The 21595-nt window shown below is 58.5% G+C and carries 15 protein-coding genes; 14 read left to right on the top strand and 1 reads right to left on the bottom strand.

Going from position 1 to position 21595, the window contains the following annotated elements:
- Positions 1–199: 199 nt before the first annotated feature.
- Together AC4LE2_RS05905 and AC4LE2_RS05910 are read left to right on the top strand one after the other, a co-directional pair.
- A complete protein-coding gene (locus AC4LE2_RS05905; protein WP_491824796.1) occupies positions 200–8542 on the top strand; it encodes an RHS repeat-associated core domain-containing protein in 8343 nt (2780 codons plus the stop codon).
- Positions 8543–8654: 112 nt separating this feature from the next.
- Complete coding sequence (locus AC4LE2_RS05910) at positions 8655–8903, top strand: hypothetical protein (protein ID WP_491824798.1); 249 nt, start codon at positions 8655–8657, stop codon at positions 8901–8903.
- Positions 8904–9085: 182 nt separating this feature from the next.
- Here AC4LE2_RS05910 and AC4LE2_RS05915 read toward each other — a convergent pair whose 3' ends face one another.
- Entirely contained in the window at positions 9086–9496 is a 411-nt protein-coding gene (locus AC4LE2_RS05915) for a PA2817 family protein (RefSeq protein ID WP_491824799.1), read from the bottom strand.
- A 307-nt stretch (positions 9497–9803) separates the two neighbouring features.
- On the opposite strand from AC4LE2_RS05915, the gene AC4LE2_RS05920 reads away from it, so the two are divergent.
- The 12 genes from AC4LE2_RS05920 (at position 9804) to AC4LE2_RS05975 (ending at position 21369) form a co-directional block, all read left to right on the top strand.
- Complete coding sequence (locus tag AC4LE2_RS05920; RefSeq protein ID WP_491824801.1) at positions 9804–10736, top strand: ABC transporter ATP-binding protein; 933 nt, start codon at positions 9804–9806, stop codon at positions 10734–10736.
- Positions 10733–11512 carry an ABC transporter permease gene (locus AC4LE2_RS05925; protein ID WP_491824803.1) on the top strand — a complete coding sequence of 260 codons (780 nt, stop codon included), beginning with the start codon at positions 10733–10735 and terminating at the stop codon, positions 11510–11512. The genes AC4LE2_RS05920 and AC4LE2_RS05925 overlap by 4 nt, the downstream gene beginning before the upstream one ends.
- Before the next feature lie 82 nt (positions 11513–11594).
- Positions 11595–13841, top strand: a complete 2247-nt coding sequence (locus AC4LE2_RS05930; RefSeq protein ID WP_491824804.1) for a DNA internalization-related competence protein ComEC/Rec2 — start codon at positions 11595–11597, stop codon at positions 13839–13841.
- A gap of 64 nt (positions 13842–13905) precedes the next feature.
- On the top strand, positions 13906–14541 hold the full coding sequence (locus tag AC4LE2_RS05935; protein WP_491828061.1) for a MotA/TolQ/ExbB proton channel family protein: 636 nt from the start codon (positions 13906–13908) through the stop codon (positions 14539–14541).
- Positions 14538–14969 (top strand): ExbD/TolR family protein, encoded by a 432-nt coding sequence (locus AC4LE2_RS05940; protein ID WP_491824806.1) that lies wholly within the window; start codon positions 14538–14540, stop codon positions 14967–14969. The genes AC4LE2_RS05935 and AC4LE2_RS05940 overlap by 4 nt, the downstream gene beginning before the upstream one ends.
- The gene (gene lpxK / locus AC4LE2_RS05945; RefSeq protein WP_491824808.1) at positions 14969–15979 is read left to right on the top strand and encodes a tetraacyldisaccharide 4'-kinase; all 1011 of its coding nucleotides are present in this window, start codon (positions 14969–14971) and stop codon (positions 15977–15979) included. Before AC4LE2_RS05940 ends, lpxK begins: the two co-directional genes overlap by 1 nt.
- Positions 15980–16001: 22 nt before the next feature.
- The gene (locus AC4LE2_RS05950; protein WP_491824810.1) at positions 16002–16187 is read left to right on the top strand and encodes a Trm112 family protein; all 186 of its coding nucleotides are present in this window, start codon (positions 16002–16004) and stop codon (positions 16185–16187) included.
- Positions 16184–16951: a 3-deoxy-manno-octulosonate cytidylyltransferase gene (gene kdsB, locus AC4LE2_RS05955; protein ID WP_491824812.1), complete on the top strand. Its 768-nt coding sequence runs from the start codon at positions 16184–16186 to the stop codon at positions 16949–16951. The genes AC4LE2_RS05950 and kdsB overlap by 4 nt, the downstream gene beginning before the upstream one ends.
- Positions 16948–17976 carry a UDP-N-acetylmuramate dehydrogenase gene (murB, locus tag AC4LE2_RS05960; protein ID WP_491824813.1) on the top strand — a complete coding sequence of 343 codons (1029 nt, stop codon included), beginning with the start codon at positions 16948–16950 and terminating at the stop codon, positions 17974–17976. The genes kdsB and murB overlap by 4 nt, the downstream gene beginning before the upstream one ends.
- 73 nt (positions 17977–18049) lie before the next feature.
- Positions 18050–19003 carry an XdhC family protein gene (locus tag AC4LE2_RS05965; RefSeq protein ID WP_491824815.1) on the top strand — a complete coding sequence of 318 codons (954 nt, stop codon included), beginning with the start codon at positions 18050–18052 and terminating at the stop codon, positions 19001–19003.
- 17 nt (positions 19004–19020) lie between these two features.
- Positions 19021–19593: a nucleotidyltransferase family protein gene (locus AC4LE2_RS05970; RefSeq protein WP_491828062.1), complete on the top strand. Its 573-nt coding sequence runs from the start codon at positions 19021–19023 to the stop codon at positions 19591–19593.
- A gap of 75 nt (positions 19594–19668) precedes the next feature.
- Positions 19669–21369 carry a hypothetical protein gene (locus AC4LE2_RS05975; protein WP_491824817.1) on the top strand — a complete coding sequence of 567 codons (1701 nt, stop codon included), beginning with the start codon at positions 19669–19671 and terminating at the stop codon, positions 21367–21369.
- Positions 21370–21595 lie beyond the last annotated feature (226 nt).

Genomic DNA, 21595 nt, shown 5'->3' on the forward strand with positions numbered 1-21595 from the left:
TCAGATTTAACGCCTGGTTAGCCAAAGGGAGGCTCGCCCATACCGCGGTAGCTGATCCATAGCCAGCTCATACAGTCATTGCTTGCTGCGCACACTGTCTGATAATCGACCTATACAACCTAGTACTTTGCTAGTTGTGCAGGCCCGATTTGAGTCGTGTAATGCCTTCATAGGCAGCTACACGCTCGAGGATCAGGTAATGGCATACTCCCAGTCCCAGTTTGAGAAGCATTTTCAGAGGGGTGATACCCTTACAATCGATGGTGTTAAAGCCACGTATTATTTTGCCGGAAGTGACGGGCTAGACCTCCTGACCCCACAAAAGCAACATATTAAATATGCAGGCATCAAGCAGGTGCCTGAGTTGGGTATAAAAGTTCAAGAAGAAGCTACACGAATCGAGGCATTGCTTGAAGCAGGCGCAACGCTGGTGGATCGAGCACAGTGGAGCGCGCTCACACCTGCCTCTGGGCCCTTATTGATCGAGACGCTCAATGGTATTGGGGCTGGTTTTTTTTGGTTTTACGGTTGTGTGCAGGTTGAAGGCATTAATAGCAGTTATCCGAAGTTTATATTCACTGTTGATGAAGATGCCCAAAAAAACTATGGCCGGTTAAAAGTGGACCATCCCCTGCCAGTGAGGGTCGGGGTTTTCGATAAACAGCATTTGTTGTTTAGCGCTATCGGAAAGGTGTACTTGTTGAACGGAGTCAAGGGCAAGGTGAAGCCAGATGCGGGCCTTGACCAAGTGGATAGGGCCCAGCTCGAACCCTTTGCGGTACCGTACCTGATCACTACTCAACCTGATGGCTACCTACCTGATATGACCGACTTCACGCTGGCACGTGTGGGTAGCGTCGATGATGGCTGGTGCAGCACCGTCCCTATAAAGGCTGGCCGTGCATTGGCCCCTAACGAAAAACTAAGCGCGTTTTTAGTCAACCGCCGAGATGGTGAGATAACGCGATTTGACTATACTGCTCAAAGTAACCAACTTCAGGCTGCGCAATGGCCGCAGGCATTCGCCAACCACATTGTTAAGTTAGGCTCGGGTATTACTGCTGGCGGGTGGGGGAAAGATAATAGCTGGTCGACCGCGGTCACACCCTTGCGTCTTTGGAGCCACACCCAATATCGGGCCTTCAGCAACGCCCCCTTTACCAATAACCTGGTGCAGGCGCTGGCGTGCAATGACGCCTTTCAGCTCACCGCACAGCAGACGCTGTGCTTGCAGGTTCGGGATCTCAAGACACAGGCGCTGTTTGAGCAGCACTTCTTTACACCTACCACGGCGCACGTAGAGGCGGGATGGGTCAAGGCGCTGTGCGAGCAGATCAATCGCGACAGCCACCTCGTGCGGGCTGGCGAGTGGCGCAATGGCAGCCAAATCACGCCAGCGGCTACCAACAACGCGTTCTGGGTACCGCAGTGTGCTGAATTGAGCGTGACACTGACCGTCGCGCGCTGGTGGGAAAGTCGCAAGGTGGACGGTGCAGTGGCTTTGCCAGCAGGAACCACCTTGCATGCCTGGGTGTACGATGCGTTCTCGCACCGTGTGGTTGGCCATCACGAGTGGACCCCTACCAGTGCTCAACGAGCCAGTGGTAAGTGGCTGGCGCCATGGGCAACCGAGCTTAACGCGTCAAGCGTATCTGCCTACCTGCGGGCAGGTTCGGCTAGCCCCTCTACGGATAACCTCGTTGTCACTGATACCCAAAATCTTGGGCTTTGGCACAGGGGTGATGCACTGCGCATATTCACTTCGCTACCGGATGCGGGCAACCGTACGCAGGGCCCTGTAGTGGAGGTGCCCGAGGGGGCGGCTATCACAGACGCCGTGCGCGTATCGATGCACCATCCGTTCAATGGCAAGCTGTTGCATGAGGCGGTATTTAAACCACCGCTGGGTAAAGACGGTGCCCCGCTCGCTCAGAACGCCTGGCGCAGTGCCATGGTCAAGTTCCTAAAAGCCGAGGCCTGGCCCGAACTGCAGGTTCAGGAGAGCGATACGGATGGCGGGCTGCTGTGGATGCCTCGTTTTTGTGAACTGCAAGTCGATTTTGATCCCCACGATAAGGTGACAGCCGACTTCGTTGCCCCAACGGTGACACATACCTCCGGCGCTGGCTCATTGGAGATTACGGTTGGTTTGTGTGCTGGCGAATGTGTGTTCCGCTTGGCCCAAGCAGCCTTCGAAAAAGGCTACCGAGTGGCCGCATGTGTGCCAACGGATAGAAAGGAGGGCATGGTATGGCCGAAATCGGTAACCGCCGATAGCATTACATGGAGTGGGCGCATCACTGAAAGCACTTATAGAATCACGCTGGACGACCCAGAGCGCACGAGAGAGAAACAGGCAAAGCCAGGGCCAGAGGCAGCGGCAGCGGCAGCGGCAGAAACGGTCGGCCATGTTGGTTTCTTCGACAAGGCCCAATTTTGGCACACAGTCCAGGCGATCAATTACATACCGTCTGATACCTTGAAGCCCTATAAGCCAACCAGTGTCTTATGCGAAGACTACGGCAATACCGAGCATTCTGAACTGTTCGACACCCTGGGACAGACTGAAACAGGAGTGGACCCGCGCACGGGCTTGTTCCACGCGCACTACCCGGTTGCCACGCTGCAAGGGTTGAGCGGGCTAGGGCCAATATGCGACCTGACCCTGCATTATTCTGCCTTGCGCGGCAATGAAGCCGGGCTAGGTGACGGCTGGGCCTGGCGCTTTTCCAGCCTGGATGTGCGTGAGCGTCGATTAACGCTGGCCAGTGGCGTGCGAGTAACCTTTACCGAGGCAGAGTGGGAGCAGCTTGGGAAGGAACAGCCGCTTAAGAAAGATCAGTTCCGCATGTACTGCACCGAGGATTACAGCGAGTTCACGATTGAACTGCCCAGCGGCCGTCGGGAAGTGCTGAGCAAGCCTGGCAAGAGTGATGATATTGAACATGATGAGGAGTTTCATCAGAAGATAGTTGAGGCGCTCGAAGCGATTAAGCAAAAGAGCCGGCCTAAGTTCCCTGCTTTGCCCGAGCATTGGACGCAGTGGGTACTCTTGGTGATTTCACCGGCAGGTTATTACATTGGCGCAAGGTTGGATTATGACGAGGCAGTGAGTGCCTGGGAAAAGCATGGCAATACGAAAGACCTTGATAAGCGTATTGAAAGTTACAAACGGCCGTTCGTACAACTGTTGCCCTCCCGTATCGAATCACGGTACGGCGAAGTGCTCGATTTGGAGTGGAACCGTGTAAAAGGGCAATTCCAACTGCTGAGTATCAAGAGTGGAGAAAGTACTCTGTTCACGGCTGATTACACTACCCCAGAGGGCGAGGATGCCCGGGTTCTCATGCAGGTATGGCCGGAAAGTGATGAGGGCTTTAGGGTTGCACTGCAATTGAAAAACAAATTGCTGTGCACCCTTACGCGTGAAAAAGCCGCTGAAATTGTGCAGAAGGTGACGTGCGGCTATGCCGAGGATCCAACATTAGACCGCGTACTTTGCCGGCTAGAGGAGCTTGACGGGTCGGTCGAATATGTACAGTACCGGCCGGGCATTCGACCCAAAGATAAGAAGCCTTTATGGCCAAAGGCTGCGTTGCATGCCTTGGTACCAGGTCATGGCCAAGAGAACCAAGTGAGCACCTACCGTTACAAAGGCCGCTTACTGAACACAGACAACGCGTTGTACATTGTTTCAGGCGAACGAGGTGCGCATGGCGCGCGCGAGCATCACTTGCAGGCGTTCGGCCAGGACGCCAACTCACAGCGTCAGGAGCTCTTGAAAGGGGCAGCGTCCGCTGATAGTCAATGGCTTGAATTCAAGGCGCAGAAGGGGGGGGAAACACAAATTCTCCGCTACACAGGGTTTGGGGATGACCTGATTAATGCGATTGCGCAGATTAAGCTGGAGACAGAAGCTGGCAACACCCCCGTACTTATTACTGGGCCGCAGCGAGTGAAGCATCAAGCGGCAACGGGTGAAATCTTCTGGAAATTTGGTAAAGCAAACCACCTGAAGTTGATCGCGGCTATTGAGGAGCTGACCAGTGTTCTGCCGGCACCACAGCGCAAAGCGCTCGGTAAAGCAGTCGACGTGCTGCTAACGGAGCAAGACGGCGATGGCTTGACGCTGAAAATGATCATGGAAGGTCAACACACCTTCTACCGCGCTTATTACCCAAGAGAGGGCGGCACCAACACCATTGCAGCGAAGGTTTCGACCGGCCTGGGTTTGCCTGTTCTTCCAACACTGGCTTGTCCAGCGGTTCCGGATTACGCAGCACGGCCTTTGATGGCTGAGTATCAATGTGATGAGTTCGGCAATTCGCAGGGTTTGAAATTATTCGGCTATAGCGTGGTGGACCGCGCAGGTCGAACCTTGCTTGAGCCGGCACAGCAGCTCGTTATCGAGGGAATAAGCGCAGAAGGCAGATTCGAGGGGCAGCTCACCGACGACATTAGCTGGGCCCAGGAGGGTGAAGGAGAGGTATGGTGGCATCAGCGCCTCAAACATGTGTCGGCCGTGACTTCCAAGAAGACACCGAGCGGTGCCAGCAAGGTTAAACAGTGGGCCAGCACGGACACACAGCTCGCCCACCTCGGCACAGAAACGTTCAAACAGCAAGACATTCAGTGGTTTGAAGACAACCCTAACGAGCCGTATATCACTGTGCGCACTACGTGTGAAACCTTGGCGGGCACCCAGACCGTAAGCGAGGAGCGGTATTCACGGCATAGCCAGCGCCGCTTGGCGCGCATTGAGCGCGATACCGAAACGGTATGGGCCTATGACGCTGCCGGGCGAGTGGTCAAGGAAGTGCAGTACCGTCTCAGGGCGGGCAAAAAGGGCCGTGTCAATGAGCGTAAGGCCGATGTTGATATCACTACTGAATACTCCGAGGATGGGGCGAAAGCGACCCATACCTACAACCATTCGAATAAGGACCAGAGTCAAACCTATCTGGATGGCTTGCAACGGGTATGGCGCAGCGAATGGCGCCGGGCTCTTTCAAGTGGTTACCTGCCGCTGTTTGAGCGTTACCTGCAAGGGCTCGATGATTCGGACGTGGTGGGGAGTTACCAATGGGACTATCTGCCAGGCGGTCAGGCGGTGATTGAACGAGCACAGGTACAGCCACGCCTTGGGCGTCAGCCTTGGGTGAACGAGGGCGTGGTTGTTGAGGATGGATTAGGTAAAGCTGAGACCCGATTGATTGAAAGCGAGGCCGAAATCCGGGAAGTCTCCTATCGGGGCTTTGGTAGTGCAAGCAAAGAAACAGTAATTGAGTTTCTGGATGTTTTAGTGGGGCTGAAGAATTACGAAGGCAAGGCTCCTTCAACTGGTAATGAATTAGAAGATCTTATGGATCGGGGTTTTAAATCAGGATTGCGGATATTTGAATGGGGGACTTATGATCCATTGAAGCTTATGAAATTATTGCAAGGGGCGGGAGGCGCCAAAGATAGCAGATATGCTGAATGTTCAGAGAAATACTGGACAACCACGAAAACGGTTGTTTCAAATATGGGTCCGAACGCATATTATCCACGTCAGGAGGAATGTCCACTCGAGTGCGAGGTTTTAAAAGGCGGGGTTTTTAAAGTAGAAGAAACTGTTTCAAGGCTATCTTTTGATTTTAATGAATTGAAAGGCATGCCTGAGGAAGAAGATGTGACTGTCTCAAATTTCTTCACACGGCTTTTTGGAACACAGGAAGGCGAGGCATTTGGTTTTTATATCTCTTCCCCCGAGTTATTCTCTATTCCGACGGCCCACACCAGCACCACTCGGCTAACCGCCGAGCAAGGCCTGTCACAACAACGCCTCTCTCAACGGGTCACTGAATACCGGACTAAAACCGATGGCACCTTCGAACGTACAGAAACACGCTCGGACGGTGCGGGCGAGCACCAACTGAACTTGACCCAACACCTCGATAAAAATGGGCGCGTGGTAAGCAGTGAGCGCGTGGTGGGCGACGAAACACGCCGCTACGCCTTCGAGCGCGATGCCCTCGGGCGAGTCACTAAAATAACTCGGCCGGACTCAACGCTGATCGAGCGTGCCTATCATGGGTTCAGCAACCAGATTACTCATCTCAAAGTGGACGGCAAAACCGTCGCCACCCAGGCTGTGCATGAAGGCTCTACGTTGCAATCGCGTACCGTTGGCAAGCGCACCTACAGGTTCGATGGCGACACCATCACGCTGCCAGATAAGACGCCGCTGCACACCCATGTCGATGCCGGTGGCGTGCAGTGGAAAGCAGGGGACAGCACCGTGGCCAGCCTTACGCGCAAAGGCGATGTCGTCACTGTGGCATCAGGGGCCAGTGCGAACGACGCCTGGCAGAGCAGCTTTACCCAAGGCAACCTGCCCGGCCGCGTGCAGGTTGCCCAGGCCACGGCCCGCACCCAAGTGCGCAGCGCCGATTGGAAGACCCTTCGGGGGGCGACCGTGGCGTCATTGCGCGCGGATGGCCATTGGCAGCGTGGCTTTATCGATCCTGAGGGGCGCCTGCTGCGCGTATGCCAGGATCACGAGGACGTGTCCTACCAATACGATGCGTTGGGCCACTTGCAATCGCGCCAGGCTCATGCGCTTCAAGCAGGGGAGCAGTGGCAGGTGCTTAGCCAGCACAATGGCCTGGGGCAGGAAATAAAGCGGACTTTCCTGCACAACGGGGCGGTGCGTTTCGAGCAGCGCATGACCTGGCGCGGTGATGGTCGATTGGCCAGCAAGGCGAGTTACGAAAAGGGCGAGCTTCGGTGCAGTGAGCGTTTCACTTACGACCTACTTGACCGGCTGCAACACTATACCTGTGACGCCGACAACTCAGCGCACTGCCCAACAGATGCCGACGGCAACTCGATTAAGGCTCAAGCGTTTACGTGGGATGCACTCGATAACCTGGCTAGTTACGAAAGCACGTTGGTTGACGGCAGTGTGCGAAAACAGGTGTTTACCTATGACGGCGCTGATGACCCTACTCAGATGACGTCGGCACAGTTTGGCCAAGAGTCCGTGCCCTTAGCCTGGACTGGCAACGGGTACTTAAAGCGCGATACCCAGCGCCGCCAGCTTGATTACAACGCCAGCGGCCAGCTAACTGAAGTCCGCGATAGCGGTGGAGGCGTTCTTGCGAGCTATCAATACGATGGTTATCAGCGCCTGGTGGCGCAGCAGGTAACGCAGGATGAAAGCACCCGCGAGTTGCGTTATGAGGGTGACGAGCTGATTGGCGAGGTCTGGTTCGATAAGGAGCGCCAGGTTACGCGTCGCACCAGCCTCTCGGCGGGTCTCGCGCAGTACGACGGGGAGCAGGTGCGCTGGCTCATCGACGACCCTCAGGTAGGGGTAGCCGGCCAGGTCAATGAAGGCGAACTGTCACTGGCCCCACGGCTGCCATTTGGTGAGGGGGCGGTATTGGCCGGCGTGTTGAGCGGCTATAACGGGATGCGCCTCGATCCGGTCACTGGCCAGTACCACGCCGGCAATGGCAGGCGCAGTTACGACCCAGCCCTGTGCCGCTACGCTCAACCAGACTGGTTGGCCCCTTGCGGGGAGGGTGGCCTTAATCCCTACCAGCACTGCCCGGACCCAGTCAATCTGCATGACCCTAGCGGGGCAATTATGATCAGCCGGTGGGGTAAGCAGCATCTAATAGGTCAGCTCGACATAGAACTGGATGGTACTCAAACGATGGCAGTGGGCAGCACTTGGCGTGGGCTAGCGTTATCAGCGGCGTTGACGGTCGTAGGCGTAGCGGCAAGCGTGTTTTCAGGCGGAACTGCCTCAATGCTGTTGTTCGCGGCTCTGACAGCATTGAGTGCGCTTTCATTCGGGCTGGAAGTGGCCTCAGTGTTAACCGCCAAGTCTAATCCGGAGTTGTCCAAGGCGTTAGGTATTGCCTCTATGGTGTCCGGCGTACTCTCTGCCGCATGGGGAGGGCTGAAGACAGCGCTCAGTGCCCTCAAGGGTACCATCACACTACTGGGGCGTACTGCGCGAGTGATAGGGCGTGGCGTGAAAGCGGTCGGGCGAGGTATGAAACAACTGCTGACCAGTAGGCTTGGGCGTCAATCGCTACGGCTGAGCATGGTTCAGGCTGTGCGTAACCTCCCAGCCAACGCCAAGGCTTCTGCGCAAAAGTTTATTAGCCAAGTAAACATTAACGTTTTCGACGCCCGCGCCGCCCGGCTGGAACCGATGCCTACGTACAGTCGTAGCGGGTGGCTCGGCAAACTCATGAGCCTTTGGGATGGCCCTGACCCTCTGAAGCTGACAGGAAGGCCGGCCAGGTTTTATGAATGGGCAAACCAGTCGCGTTTCGCATCTGGGGTCAATGAAATCGAAGATACGTTAATAACGGCTAATATTTTCCGCGGAACGGTGGAGTCGTCTATAGCACTGGCCACAGAGGAAGGTACGTCGACAACAAGCCCGCGAGCTTCTGGTAAGTACCGGTTTGATACGCCGTACCGGGAGCCTGTTGTCAATCCTAGGTACGATCTTTGGACAGTACTTGGTTTAACTGGCTGATGGGGGGTAATTTAATGCAATATCACTGCTTGCCCGTGTTTAATATCTAATGCTGGGTGAGCAGTTCCGGTGTAGTGAAGTAATTGTGAAACCAAATAGTTAGGTGAATATCATGATCGACGATTTCGAAGATACGGTAACGGAGCTGGAAGGCACGGTAAAAAGACTGAATTATGAGGGCGGTTACGGCTTTCTTGAATGCGAAAAATATAAGGATATAGAGATTTTCTTTAATTATGATAAAGATCCAGCGATTAAAATAGGTTCGGAGGTGAAATTTACATTGAAAATAGATCCCAATCCTGATGAGCCTGAGGAGCCCATATATATGGGCAGCAAGGTAGAACTTAAAAAAACTTAAAAGCTGAAGAAATTCACATAGGGGCGAGCGTTCGCGTTCGGCTTGGATGCCCGCCCAATGAAAGGTTGTTCAACCAATGAGCAAGCCGGCCGGTTCCTACCTTAGCTGAAGAAGTTTCATGGCTAAGGTAGGGACCGAAATTAACAGGCAAGTGTGCTTTGAAGCCTTGAACCGAAGCCGTATCAATGCTTGGCCCCACCCTCCTGCAACGCTAGCAACTGCTTTTCCTGGTTCCAGTCGAACGGCTCATCGTCCTGCTCGGCCTGATAACGACGCTCTTCGAGTTGCTGGTACAGCTCGATTTCGTCGTCGGGCATGTAGTGCAGGCAATCGCCACCGAAAAACCACAGCAGGTCACGGGGTACCAAGTGGGCAATCTGCGGGTACCGGGTAATGGTCTGGCAGAGCAAGTCTTGCCCCAGGTATAGGCTTTCTTGCTCGTCGGTGGCCAGCGTGGCGACCAATTCATCAAAACGTTCAAGGAACAGCGCGTGGCTTTCCTCGGGCACTTGTTCAGCCTCGCCCAATGCCTCAAGTATGCTTCTGAGGTGACGCAGCAGCGTCAAATGGTGCTCAAGGATCGAAAGGGCCATCACCGTTCTCCTGTGTGAAAGGCGCGGCAGTATAAGCGCCCTTTGGCTGATTGTCCTGGCGACGATTCAACGCACCTGGCAGTGGCGCAGCGCTGCGCTTGGCGGGCCGGGGAAACTTAAGGCGCTGTGCGCCGGTCGGTGATGCTAGGCAAAGGGCGCAATGGCTTGCCCGTGATAGTGACTATCAGGGGGAGTGACTGTACCCACGCCCAGGGTTTCGTCAGGATGAAACCGCACGGCAAAACATTGTAATTCACCCCGGCGGCCCTTAACGTTCGGCCACCTCTCCCACTGGTACAGATCTGACATGAGTTCCGCACTGTCCATCCGGCAGCTAACAAAGACCTATGGCAATGGCTTCCAGGCCCTCAAGGGGATTGATCTGGACGTTGCCGAAGGCGACTTCTTCGCACTGCTCGGCCCGAACGGGGCGGGTAAATCCACCACCATCGGTATTTTGTCCACTTTAGTGAACAAAACCAGCGGCAGCGTCAACGTGTTCGGCCACGACCTGGACCGTGACCCCGCTCGGCTCAAGCGCCTGCTGGGCGTAGTGCCGCAGGAGTTCAACTTTAACCAGTTCGAAAAAACCTTCGACATCGTCGTGACCCAGGCGGGGTACTACGGTATTTCCCAGAAGGTTGCCAAGGAGCGGGCTGAGCAGTACCTGACCCAGTTGGGGCTGTGGGACAAGCGCGATGTTCCTTCTCGCTCGTTGTCTGGCGGCATGAAGCGCCGATTGATGATTGCGCGGGCGTTGATTCATGAGCCCAAGCTGTTGATCCTTGATGAGCCCACTGCGGGCGTAGACATCGAGTTGCGTCGCTCGATGTGGACCTTCCTCACCGAGCTGAACAACAAGGGGATTACGATCATCCTCACTACCCACTATCTGGAAGAAGCAGAGCAGCTGTGCCGCAACATCGGCATCATCGATCAGGGCACCATCGCGGAAAATACCAGCATGCGTAATTTGCTGGGCAAGTTGACGGTTGAAACCTTCGTGCTGGACCTCAGCCAAGACCTGCCCGTGGCCCCCGAACTCGTAGGTTACCCGTGCCGCTTGCTCGACCCGCGGGTGCTGGAGGTACAGGTGGATAAAAACGCCGGCATCACGTCACTGTTCGCTCAGTTGGCCACGCGCAACATCGAAGTGCACAGCTTGCGTAATAAAACCAATCGCCTTGAGGAGTTGTTCGTGTCCTTGGTTGAGAAGAACCTGGGTAAGGTGGCCGTATGAGTAGCGAGTTTTCCCACAACATGGTTGCGTTGCAGACCATCGTGTACCGAGAAATACGGCGGTTCATGCGGATCTGGCCTCAGACCCTGCTACCCCCGGCCATTACCATGGTGCTGTACTTCGTGATTTTCGGGAACCTGATCGGTCGCCAGATTGGCGACATGAACGGGTTTACCTACATGCAGTACATCGTGCCGGGCCTGATCATGATGTCGGTGATTACCAACTCCTACGGCAACGTGGTGTCCAGCTTTTTCGGCGCCAAGTTCCAGCGCTCCATCGAAGAGCTCATGGTGTCGCCGGTGTCGCCTCATATCATCTTGATCGGCTATACCCTCGGTGGCGTACTTCGAGGCCTGGCCGTGGGCGTGATCGTAACGCTGCTCTCACTGTTCTTCACTGACCTGCAAGTGCATCACTTGGGTGTGACCATAGTCGTGGTACTGCTAACCGCCACGATCTTTTCGTTGCTTGGCTTTGTTAACGCAGTGTTCGCGCGTAACTTCGATGATATTTCCATCATCCCCACCTTCGTGTTAACGCCGCTGACCTACCTGGGCGGGGTGTTTTACTCCATCAACCTGCTGCCGCCCATCTGGCAGACACTGTCGTTGGCCAACCCTGTGCTGCACATGGTCAACTCTTTCCGTTACGGGATCCTTGGCGTGTCGGATATCCAGATCGGGACCGCACTCACCTTCATGGTGGTGGCCACGGTGGTGTTGTACGTCGCGTGCGCCAAGCTGTTAGTCAGTGGGCGTGGCATGCGTACGTAATTGCCTAACACCTGGTAACAGCCTTCCTCTGCCGACTTGATTGCCCCGCACTATCCTCCAGGGCAATCAAGGAGGGTAGGGCATGCGTGGAGGGTTGTTGGCGTTCGCGCTGGGTGTCATGGGGGCGCGTTGGTGGCCTGGCCTGGCTCCAACCTGGGTGATGGCGATGATTGGCATCGCCGGATTAGGGCTGGCGCTATGGGCACCACGCCCTGGGCGCTGGTGTGGGGCTGCCTTGATGGGGGTGGGCTGGGCCTTGCTGGTCGCCGCTCGCCTGAATGAAGAGCGCCTGCCTGCACACTTGGATGGCCGAACGCTGTGGGTGGAGGGGGAGGTTACCGGCCTGCCTACGCGGGCGGCGCAAAGCCTGCTATTCGACTTGGCCGATGCCAGCTCGCGCCGCGCCGCCTTGCCGTCGAGCATCCGCGTGAGCTGGCGCAACGGCCCGCCTGTACGCAGCGGTGAGCGCTGGCGCCTTGCGTTGAAACTCGGCATACCTAGAGGCCAGGTCAACCCCGGCGGGCTCGGCTACGAAGCCTGGCTGTTTGCCCGTGGCACAGGCGCAACCGGTAGCGTGAAGCACGGCTATCGTCTGGCTGAGGCCCCGCTGGGCATTCGCGAACGCGTCCGTCAACGCCTGTTGACGTCCAACGCACACCCCAACGTAGGCGCGCTAATAGCGTTGGTGCTGGGCGACGGGTCAGGCATGACGCGAGCGCAATGGCAGGTCCTGCAGGCCACCGGAACCGTCCATTTGTTCGTGATCTCCGGCCAGCACGTGGGCCTATTGGCTGGCTTGGTGTACGGGCTAGTGGTGGGTTTGGCGCGCCTGGGCGTGTGGCCCTCCAAGTTGCCTTGGCTGCCCTGTGCCTGTGCCTGTGCTGCGGTAGGGGCACTCGGGTATGGGGTTTTGGCAGGGTTTGAGGTGCCTGTGCAACGGGCCTGCCTGATGATCTGCGTCATGCTGCTGTGGCGCTGGCGTTTACGGCGCCTGGGGACGTTCACCCCGTTGCTGGTCGCACTGGCGGCGGTCTTGGCGGTGAATCCCATGGCCACGGTAAGCCCAGGCTTTTGGCTGTCGTTTGCGGCCGTAGGGGTGTTGCTGGCCAGCTTCACAGGGCGCCTGGGGGCATGGCGCTGGTGGCAGGCGTTGCCACGCGCTCAGGTATGCATCGCCATTGGCCTGGCCAGCGTGATGAGCGCTCTGGGGTTGGCCATTAGTTTCAGCGCGCCTGTGGTCAACCTGTTCGCGGTGCCTTGGGTAAGCCTGGTCGTCCTGCCATTAGCCTTGCTGGGGACCTTGGCCCTGTGGTTGCCCTGGGGTGGCGAACAGCTGCTATGGCTGGCAGGCACGGCACTCGATTGGCTGCTGGCCACGCTCGGCGTGGTGGCCACGGCGGCCGACCCGTGGCTGGCGCCGCAGTTACCGCTCTGGGCGTGGCTGTTGGCGGCCCTCGGGGCGGTGTTGCTGTTGCTGCCTGCCGGCACCCCCCTACGCTGGTTGGGCGCACCCTTGCTGCTTCAACTGGGGTTTGCACCCCTGCCTAAACCGGGGTGGGGCAAGGCTCAGGTGATTCAGCTAGATGTGGGGCAGGGGCTTGCCACCTTGGTGCGTACCCGTGAGCACAGCCTGCTGTTCGACACCGGGCCGGGCTATACGCAGGGCGATGCAGGGGAGCGTATCGTGGTGCCTAGCGTGCGCCGGCTCGGGGTGCGCAGGCTGGACGCACTGGTGTTAAGCCATGACCACCTCGACCATACCGGCGGTAGCCCGGCCGTGGTTACTCAGCTCGGCCCTCGGCGGGTACTGGCCGGGCAGCCTGAGGCGGCCCCCCGCGCCTGGCAGGCCGAGGCCTGTATGGGCGCAGCACCCTGGTCATGGGATGGCGTCGACTTCGTGCCGTGGCGTTGGCCCGCGGCCCAAGACAGCAACCCTGCTTCCTGCGTGCTGTTAGTGGTCGCCGGGGGCGAGAGGTTGTTGCTAACAGGGGATATCGATGCCCGCGCCGAGCGCGCGCTGGTCCGTGCCTGGCCAGGCCTCAACGCCGATTGGCTCCAGGCCCCACACCATGGCAGCCGCACCTCAAGCTCTGCGCTCCTGTTGGACACCCTCGCGCCCAAAGGCGTGTTGATTTCCAGAGGCTGGAACAATCGCTTCGGCCATCCTCACTCAGAAGTAGCTGCGCGCTTGAATGAGCGTGTCATTACGGTATTTGACAGTGCGATTCACGGGGCCGTGGAGATACAGCTGGGCGGTGAGCAACCCCCTCGCCATTGGCGAGAGCGGCTGCGCCTTTGGCGGCCGACCAATGGCGCCCACCAACCTTAGCCGGGCAGGTGGGCTGAAGGCGGGTGTGATAGAGTGGCGAAATTTGCTCGGGAGGGGCGGTACTGTGTGGGAATTAGTCAAAGCCGGCGGCTGGATGATGTTTCCGATCATTCTGAGTTCTATCGCAGCCCTCGCTATTGTTGCCGAGCGCTTGTGGGCGTTGCGCGCAAGCAGGGTTAGCCCACCGCACCTGGTGGCTCAGGTCTGGAAGTGGCTCAAGGATAAACAGCTCAACAACGAAAAACTCAAAGAGCTTCGGGCCAATTCCCCACTGGGCGAAATTCTTGCTGCGGGGCTGGCCAACTCTCGTCATGGTCGGGAGATCATGAAAGAGTGCATTGAAGAGTCCGCGAGCAGTGTCATTCACGAGCTTGAGCGTTATGTAGGGGCATTGGGCACCATCGCCGCCATGGCGCCCTTGCTTGGCCTGTTGGGCACCGTGTTGGGGATGATCGATATCTTCAGCGCGTTCAACTCCACGGGCAATACCACCAACGCCGTTGTGCTGGCAGGCGGTATTTCCAAGGCGCTGATTACCACGGCCTCAGGCTTGATGGTTGCCATTCCTGCCGTATTCTTCCACCGCCTGCTGCAGCGCCGCATTGAAGCGCTGGTGGTACGCATGGAGCAGGACGCGATCAAGCTGGTGGAAGTGGTTCACGGGGACCGTGAAGTGGACATCGACGGAGGCAAAGCGTGAAATTCCGCCGCAGCCGTCGGCAGCGCGAGGACATCGACATCAACCTCACGTCCCTGATCGACGTGGTGTTTATCCTCCTGCTGTTTTTTGTCGTCACCACCACGTTCACGCGTGAAACCCAGTTAAAGGTGGAACTACCCGAAGCCGTCAATGGCACGCCGGAGGAGCATTCGCCCAAGCGCCTGGACATCGCCATCAGCGCTGATGGCAACTATGCGATCAACAAGCACCTCCTGCCTAAAAGTGACCTGGATACGTTGATGACTGCACTGCGGGCAGAGTCGGGTGGGGATACCACGTTGCCGCTGTCGATCAGCGCCGACGGCAAAACCCCGCACCAGGCGGTGATCACCGCCATGGACGCAGCAGGCAAGCTGGGCTTCAGCCGCTTGAGCATGACCACGGTCGAGGCACAGGCGGCTCATTAATGGCCTTCTCTGACCGCCTGCTGGCCGCGTGGTACAACGGCCACCCTGCGTTGCACCTGCTGGCTCCGCTGGAAGCGCTGTACCGGCACGTAGCCGGGCGGCGCCGAGCGGCGTTCAAGGCCAATAGCCCTGGCGGGTGGAAGGCGCCGGTTCCGGTCATCGTCGTGGGTAACATCACCGTCGGCGGCACCGGCAAAACGCCCATGATCCTCTGGCTTGTCGAGCGGTGCCGCGAGGCAGGCCTGCGGGTAGGCGTTATCAGCCGGGGCTACGGCGCGCATCCGCCACGTTTTCCCTGGTTGGTGCAGGCAGCCGACACGGCGCAGGTCGCAGGGGATGAGCCGCTGCTGATCGTGCAGCGCAGCGGCGTTGCTTTAGCCATCGACCCAAACCGCGCACAGGCCGCACAGGCACTGCTGGCCGAGCATGAGCTGGACGTGATCCTGTGCGACGACGGGCTGCAGCACTACAGGCTCGCCCGCGACCTGGAGCTGGTGCTGATCGATGGCACGCGTGGGCTGGGTAACCGCCGGTGCCTGCCAGCCGGGCCGCTCCGCGAGCCACCCGAGCGCCTGAGCGAGGTAGACGCGGTGCTGTACAACGGCCAGGCACAAGACAACCCGGCCGGTTATGGCATGACATTGCGCCCTGCTGCGTTGGTGAATGTGCAGTCGGGCGAGCGTGTGCCGATCAGTCATTTCCCTCCCGGTCAGGCCCTTCATGCGGTGGCCGGTATCGGTAACCCACAGCGTTTCTTCTCTACCCTTGAAGGGTTAAACTGGCGCCCGATCAAACACGCCTTTGCGGACCATGCTACGTACAGTGCCGCGCAGTTGGCGTTCACGCCCTCACTGCCGGTGGTAATGACCGAAAAAGACGCCGTCAAATGCCGCGCATTCGCTCAGGGCCACTGGTGGTACCTGGCGGTGGATGCGCAACCGTCGGCGGCGTTTGCCGCCTGGTTCGATGCCCGCCTGGCCCATCTGGTGGGTGCAATGCACGCCCGCTAGCCTTTCTGAAGCAAGGATCTCCATGGACACCAAACTGCTCGACATTCTCGCCTGCCCCCTCTGCAAGGGCCCGCTTAAGCTTAGCCAGGACAAAACCGAGCTCATCAGCAAAGGTGCTGGCGTGGCCTACCCGATCCGCGACGGTATCCCGGTAATGCTGGAAACCGAAGCCCGCACCTTGACCGATGACGAGCGCCTGGATAAATGACCCCGGCCTTCACCGTGGTCATCCCTGCACGATTCGGCTCTACACGGTTCCCAGGCAAGCCGCTTCAAGACCTGGCGGGCAAGCTGATGATCCAGCGCGTCTGGGAACAGGCCTGCCTCAGCGGCGCGGCCAAGGTAGTGGTTGCCACCGACGATGCGCGCATTCAGGCCGCCTGCGAAGGCTTTGGCGCCGATGTGGTAATGACCCGTTCCGACCATGAATCCGGCACGGACCGGCTGGCGGAAGTAGCCTTGGCATTGGGGCTTGCCGACGACGCTATCGTGGTGAACGTTCAAGGGGACGAGCCGTTGATCCCGCCCCAGGTGATCGACCTGGTGGCCACCAACCTCGCGGCGAACACCCAAGCCCGAATGGCGACGCTGAGCGAGCCCCTCACCGATGCCGAGCACCTGTTCAACCCCAACGTGGTGAAGGTGGTTGCCGATGCCAGCGGCTTGGCACTTACGTTCAGCCGTGCGCCGTTGCCGTGGGCCCGCGATGCCTTCGCTCAGCAGCCTGGGCAATTGCCGGAGGGTGTGCCTTACCGTCGTCATATCGGCATCTATGCCTACCGCGCAGGCTTCCTGCAGAACTTCGTTCAGTGGGGCCCCTGCTGGCTTGAAAAAACCGAGTCGTTGGAGCAGTTACGCGCCCTCTGGCACGGTGTACGTATCCACGTAGCAGATGCGCCCGTGGCGCTGCCGCCTGGCATAGACACCCCTGAAGACTTGGAGCGGGTGCGGCGCATGCTGGAGGCGGGATGAGCCTGAGCATTCGTCAAGGCGTCTCGCTCAGGCCCTACAACAGTTTTGCCGTGGACGTGCGCGCTGATCATTTCGTGGATGTCACTGACGATCGCCAACTGGTTGAAGCGTTGGCGTACGCAAAGGCTGAGCGGCTTGAGGTGACCCTGCTGGGGGGCGGCAGCAACGTGCTGCTACTGCGTGATGTGCCAGGGCTGGTGATCCGCCTGGCGAGCCAAGGGCGCCGGGTGGTAAGCGCCGAGGGCAGCCGGGTGCTGGTAGAAGCCGAGGCGGGGGAGCCATGGCATGCCTTTGTCTGCTGGACGCTGGAGCAGGGCTTCGGCGGCATGGAAAACCTCAGCCTGATCCCTGGCACTGTGGGCGCCTCGCCGGTGCAAAACGTAGGCGCGTATGGTGTGGAGATCAAAGACCTGTTCGGTGGGCTTACCGCTCTGGACCGGCATAGTGGCCAGGTACACAACTTAACGCTGAGCGCCTGCCGCTTTGGCTACCGGGACAGCCTGTTCAAACAGACCCCTGGCCGCTGGGTAATTCTACGGGTGCGGTTCTGGCTCGAAACGGCCCCGGTGCTGCACTTGGAGTACGGCCCTGTCCGTGAGCGGCTGGCGAACATGGGCATAACGCACCCCACGCCTCAGGATGTCAGCGCGGCCATCTGCCAGATTCGCGCCGAGAAGCTTCCCGACCCTAGGCTATTGCCCAACGCCGGAAGTTTTTTCAAAAACCCCGTCATTTCAGCGGCGCAGGCCACTGTATTGCGGGAACGGTTCCCTGGCGTGGTGGCCTACCCGCAAGCCGACGGCCAGGCCAAGGTGGCGGCGGGTTGGTTGATCGAGCAGGCGGGGTGGAAAGGCTACACGCGGGGCGAGGTGGGCGTACACGCCGACCAAGCGTTGGTGCTGGTGAACCATGGCGCTGCCACCGGTGCCGAGATCCTGGCCCTTGCCCAAGATATCCAGGCCGATGTTCAGGCTCGCTTTGGCGTTGCCCTGGAAATGGAACCCAATCTCCTCCCGCGTGCATGAACCCTGGCGCTTCCCCGTCGTCCGATGCAAAGGCCGCGAACAGTGCGGCCTGCATCATTGAAAGGGGCAACGGATGGACAGCGTCGATCTTGGCGTATTGCGTGACCTGAGGGATTGGGTCGCAGAGGGGCGCACGGTGGCGCTGTACACCGTGGTACAGACCTGGGGCAGCGCTCCCCGGCCGCCGGGTGCAATGCTCGCGCTGCGCGACGACGGCGTGGTCAGCGGCTCGGTGTCGGGCGGTTGCATCGAAGACGACCTGATTGCCCGGCTGCACGACGGTCGCCTGCGCGCGGTGGCCCCTCAGGTGCAGCTGGTCACCTATGGCATCACCGTAGAGGAGGCGGCTCGATTCGGCCTGCCCTGTGGCGGTACGCTGCGCCTGACCGAAGAATGGGTCACTAGCCTTGGCTGGATCGACGCCTTAATGGCCCGCTGCGCCGACCATCAGGTGGTGGTGCGTGAGCTGAGCATAGCCACGGGCCACGTGACCTTGTACACCGCCGGGCCCGACGCAGTTCACAGCTTCGATGGCCACACCTTGCGTACGCTCTATGGGCCGCGCTGGCGCTTGATGTTGATAGGCGCCGGGCAGCTATCGCGTTATGTAGCAGAGCTGGCGCGGATGCTGGATTTCGAAGTGTTGGTGTGTGACCCGCGTACAGAATTCACTCAAGGCTGGCTGCCCGAACACGGCCGGTTCATACCCGGTATGCCGGACGACGCCGTGCTGGCCATAGCGCCTGATGAGCGTACCGCCATCGTTGCGCTTACCCACGACCCCCGGCTGGATGACATGGCGCTGCTCACGGCGCTGGATTCGCGAGCCTTCTACGTAGGCGCCCTGGGCTCTCGGATAAACAGCGAAAAGCGCCGGGCCAATCTGGCGACCTTGGGAGTGAGTGCCACGGCCCTGGCCCGCTTGCATGGCCCTATTGGCTTGCCCATCGGCAGCCACACGCCTGCGGAAATTGCCCTGTCGTTGATGGCAGAAGTGGTCGCGATCAAGAACCGTGCTGCACCGTGAACCTGCCCTGTGCAATTGTGCTGGCCGCAGGCTTCGGCCGTCGCTTTGAAGCGTCGGCAGGGCCGGGGGCTAATAAACTCCTGGCGCCTTGCGCAGGCCTGGACGGTTCTATGCGGCCCGTACTCGAGCATGCACTGCGGGCGTTCACTGCGTGGCGCGGGGATCGGCTGTTGGTGGTTCGGCAAGGGTCTGATGCGTTGATAACCCTCGGCACGCAGCTAGGCTTCGATTGCCTTGAGGTGGCGTCCGCTGGCATGGGCGACAGCCTCAGTGCAGCGGTACGCGCACGCCCGGCTGCTGACGGTTGGTTAGTGGCACTGGGCGACATGCCATGGGTGCGCCCTGACACCCTGCAGCAGGTGGCCGCTGGCCTAACCCCTGAATGTGCCTGTGTGCCGCTTTATAAAGGCCAGCGCGGGCACCCCGTAGGCTTTGGCGCAGCCTTTGGGCCAGGGCTGGCAGCGCTGAGCGGTGACCAGGGCGCGCGCGCGCTGCTTGAGCCCGGCTGTGTGGTCAGGGTAGAGGTGAAGGACCCAGGGGTAGTGCGGGATGTAGATGTGTTGACGGATTTGCCCGGCTTAGGCAGGTAAACAGGCAAGTCGAGTAAGGAACTGGAATGCCCGCCAGGGTACTCAGTCTGGCTAATGCCAAGGAACCTTACGCGCATGGCTACTCGAATCCCGAATTATCCGCATCAGATCCTTCACCCGATCAACCTCCCAAGTGAGCCTGCTACGCAGCCAGCCCCGCTTGCCAAACTACCCAATGAAACACTGCAGGCGGTGTTTTCAGAGGTTCACGCCAACCCGGACAGGCGCGAGGCGGCACGGGCGCTATATAGTCTGACTACCAGTAATCAGTTTTTAAAAAGCCTATTGGAGCATGACCTTAATGCCCACAGTAGCCACGAAGCCTTGAAAGAGGTGGTTAAAACGATCCATCGCTTACATCCAGGTCCGCTGAAGTTTCTTTCCTTACCTCTATTTAAACTGGCGTCCGTTAAACATAAGGATAGGGCCTTGGACGGAGCCTTTGCGACCGAAGACCAGAAGGACAGGGTTAACGTGCTGAGTGACTGGGCATCGTTGTTACCGGCCTTCAATGAAAGGCAACGGGACCGTCTGGTCAAAGCCGTCACTGAGCTGGAAGGCACTAGTTTTGAGGATGATCTTAGCCTGCTCATCAGCAGTATGGGATCCGGCCTACACGTACTAAGGCCCAAACAACGATCTCATCTGACAGACATCCTTCTGAACATGAGCAGCGAAGGGTTGAGTAACACACTGCCTGGCTTCGGCGTTGGATTAGCGTCCCTTGATGAGGAGGAGCGGGGTCAATTGGTAGACCGAGTGTTAGACATTGGAGACGAGGAGTACCAAAGCGGCGCCATCGTAGGGTTGGCTGCTGGTGCCGAGGCATTGAAGCCTGAGGACCATAACGCGCTGATAGACGCTGCTAACGGAATTTCTGACGTGGAACTCAAGGCTGACGCCTTAAGAGCGCTAGGTGGCAAGGCGTTTCTGTTCACCCTGGACCGATTAAATACGCTGATCGATGCGACGCTCTCACTTACCAATGACGAACATATAGTTAGGGTCGCGAAAAACATAGCTAAGGCATTACCTGGCATGAGCCCTGACGCTTACAACCTGTGCATGCACCGGTGCACCCAGGAGGTACTGCCCAGGCTCAGTGAGCAACACCAGCACACTATGATCCAGATCTGCGGCCGGGTACTTCAGGAGACCGGAAATGAGCAGGCGACCAGTGCACACACGTGCTTGGTCAATCTTGCGTTTACTTTTATGGAGGATCCCCGTCAACCCTATACGCTGGCAGGGCTTGGCGGCGGCCTGCGAGGTCTTACGCTCGACCAGCGTGATCGGTTGCTGGAGGCGAGTTTGGCCTTCGAACACGAAGCGCACAGAAGTGCTGCCATAGAAGGTCTGGGTGGGGGATTGGGTGCCCTGGATACTCATCAACGCAGCCGGTTGGTCGACGCTGCTCTGGCTATAGAGGATGAACCCTTGAAGGGCAATGCCATCCGCGGGTTAGCCGCTAACATGCAGGCGCTTGATGAAGAGCAGAGATTGCAACTAGTGGATGCCACCTTGAGCATGACGAGCGAAGCGGCTCAAAGTGCTGCGATTCTCGGCTTGGGGCAGAGGCTCAAGGCGATGCCAGCAAATCATATCCAGTCATTCGTCAATCGCATTGCCGCTATGACTGATCTGGACGCCAAGTGTAGCGCCATTCAAGGTATGGCCAAAGCAGCGGGCCGACATCGTGACCAATTGCTTAACGCAGCCTTGACGCTAACTCCTGGGCTTAAAATGTTGGCGCTGACGTCATTGATGGCAGAGTAGTTCTGAGCCAGTGCACATCAAAAAGCCCCTGTCACCGAATGATGACAGGGGCTTCTCTTTAGGGGCCTGAGGCCCTGGTTTACGCCAGGGGCTTGGGCTCCTTGTTCAGCGCATCGCTTTCGTCACCTTTGTCGCTCACGTCCTCGGCACGTTGCACATTCTCGTCGATCACGGGCGCAGCGGTAGGTTCGGTGATCGCTAGCAAAGGCGTTGAAGCGGGTTCGGC

The organism is Pseudomonas sp. 9.3L (assembly GCF_058536285.1).

Bases quoted from the DNA above. Each gene is read 5' to 3' on its own strand.
- AC4LE2_RS05905 (WP_491824796.1), top strand. From the start codon at position 200: ATGGCATACTCCCAGTCCCAGTTTGAGAAGCATTTTCAGAGGGGTGAT.
- AC4LE2_RS05910 (WP_491824798.1), top strand. From the start codon at position 8,655: ATGATCGACGATTTCGAAGATACGGTAACGGAGCTGGAAGGCACGGTA.
- AC4LE2_RS05915 (WP_491824799.1), bottom strand. From the start codon at position 9,496: ATGGCCCTTTCGATCCTTGAGCACCATTTGACGCTGCTGCGTCACCTC.
- AC4LE2_RS05920 (WP_491824801.1), top strand. From the start codon at position 9,804: ATGAGTTCCGCACTGTCCATCCGGCAGCTAACAAAGACCTATGGCAAT.
- AC4LE2_RS05925 (WP_491824803.1), top strand. From the start codon at position 10,733: ATGAGTAGCGAGTTTTCCCACAACATGGTTGCGTTGCAGACCATCGTG.
- AC4LE2_RS05930 (WP_491824804.1), top strand. From the start codon at position 11,595: ATGCGTGGAGGGTTGTTGGCGTTCGCGCTGGGTGTCATGGGGGCGCGT.
- lpxK (WP_491824808.1), top strand. From the start codon at position 14,969: ATGGCCTTCTCTGACCGCCTGCTGGCCGCGTGGTACAACGGCCACCCT.
- AC4LE2_RS05950 (WP_491824810.1), top strand. From the start codon at position 16,002: ATGGACACCAAACTGCTCGACATTCTCGCCTGCCCCCTCTGCAAGGGC.
- kdsB (WP_491824812.1), top strand. From the start codon at position 16,184: ATGACCCCGGCCTTCACCGTGGTCATCCCTGCACGATTCGGCTCTACA.
- murB (WP_491824813.1), top strand. From the start codon at position 16,948: ATGAGCCTGAGCATTCGTCAAGGCGTCTCGCTCAGGCCCTACAACAGT.
- AC4LE2_RS05965 (WP_491824815.1), top strand. From the start codon at position 18,050: ATGGACAGCGTCGATCTTGGCGTATTGCGTGACCTGAGGGATTGGGTC.
- AC4LE2_RS05975 (WP_491824817.1), top strand. From the start codon at position 19,669: ATGGCTACTCGAATCCCGAATTATCCGCATCAGATCCTTCACCCGATC.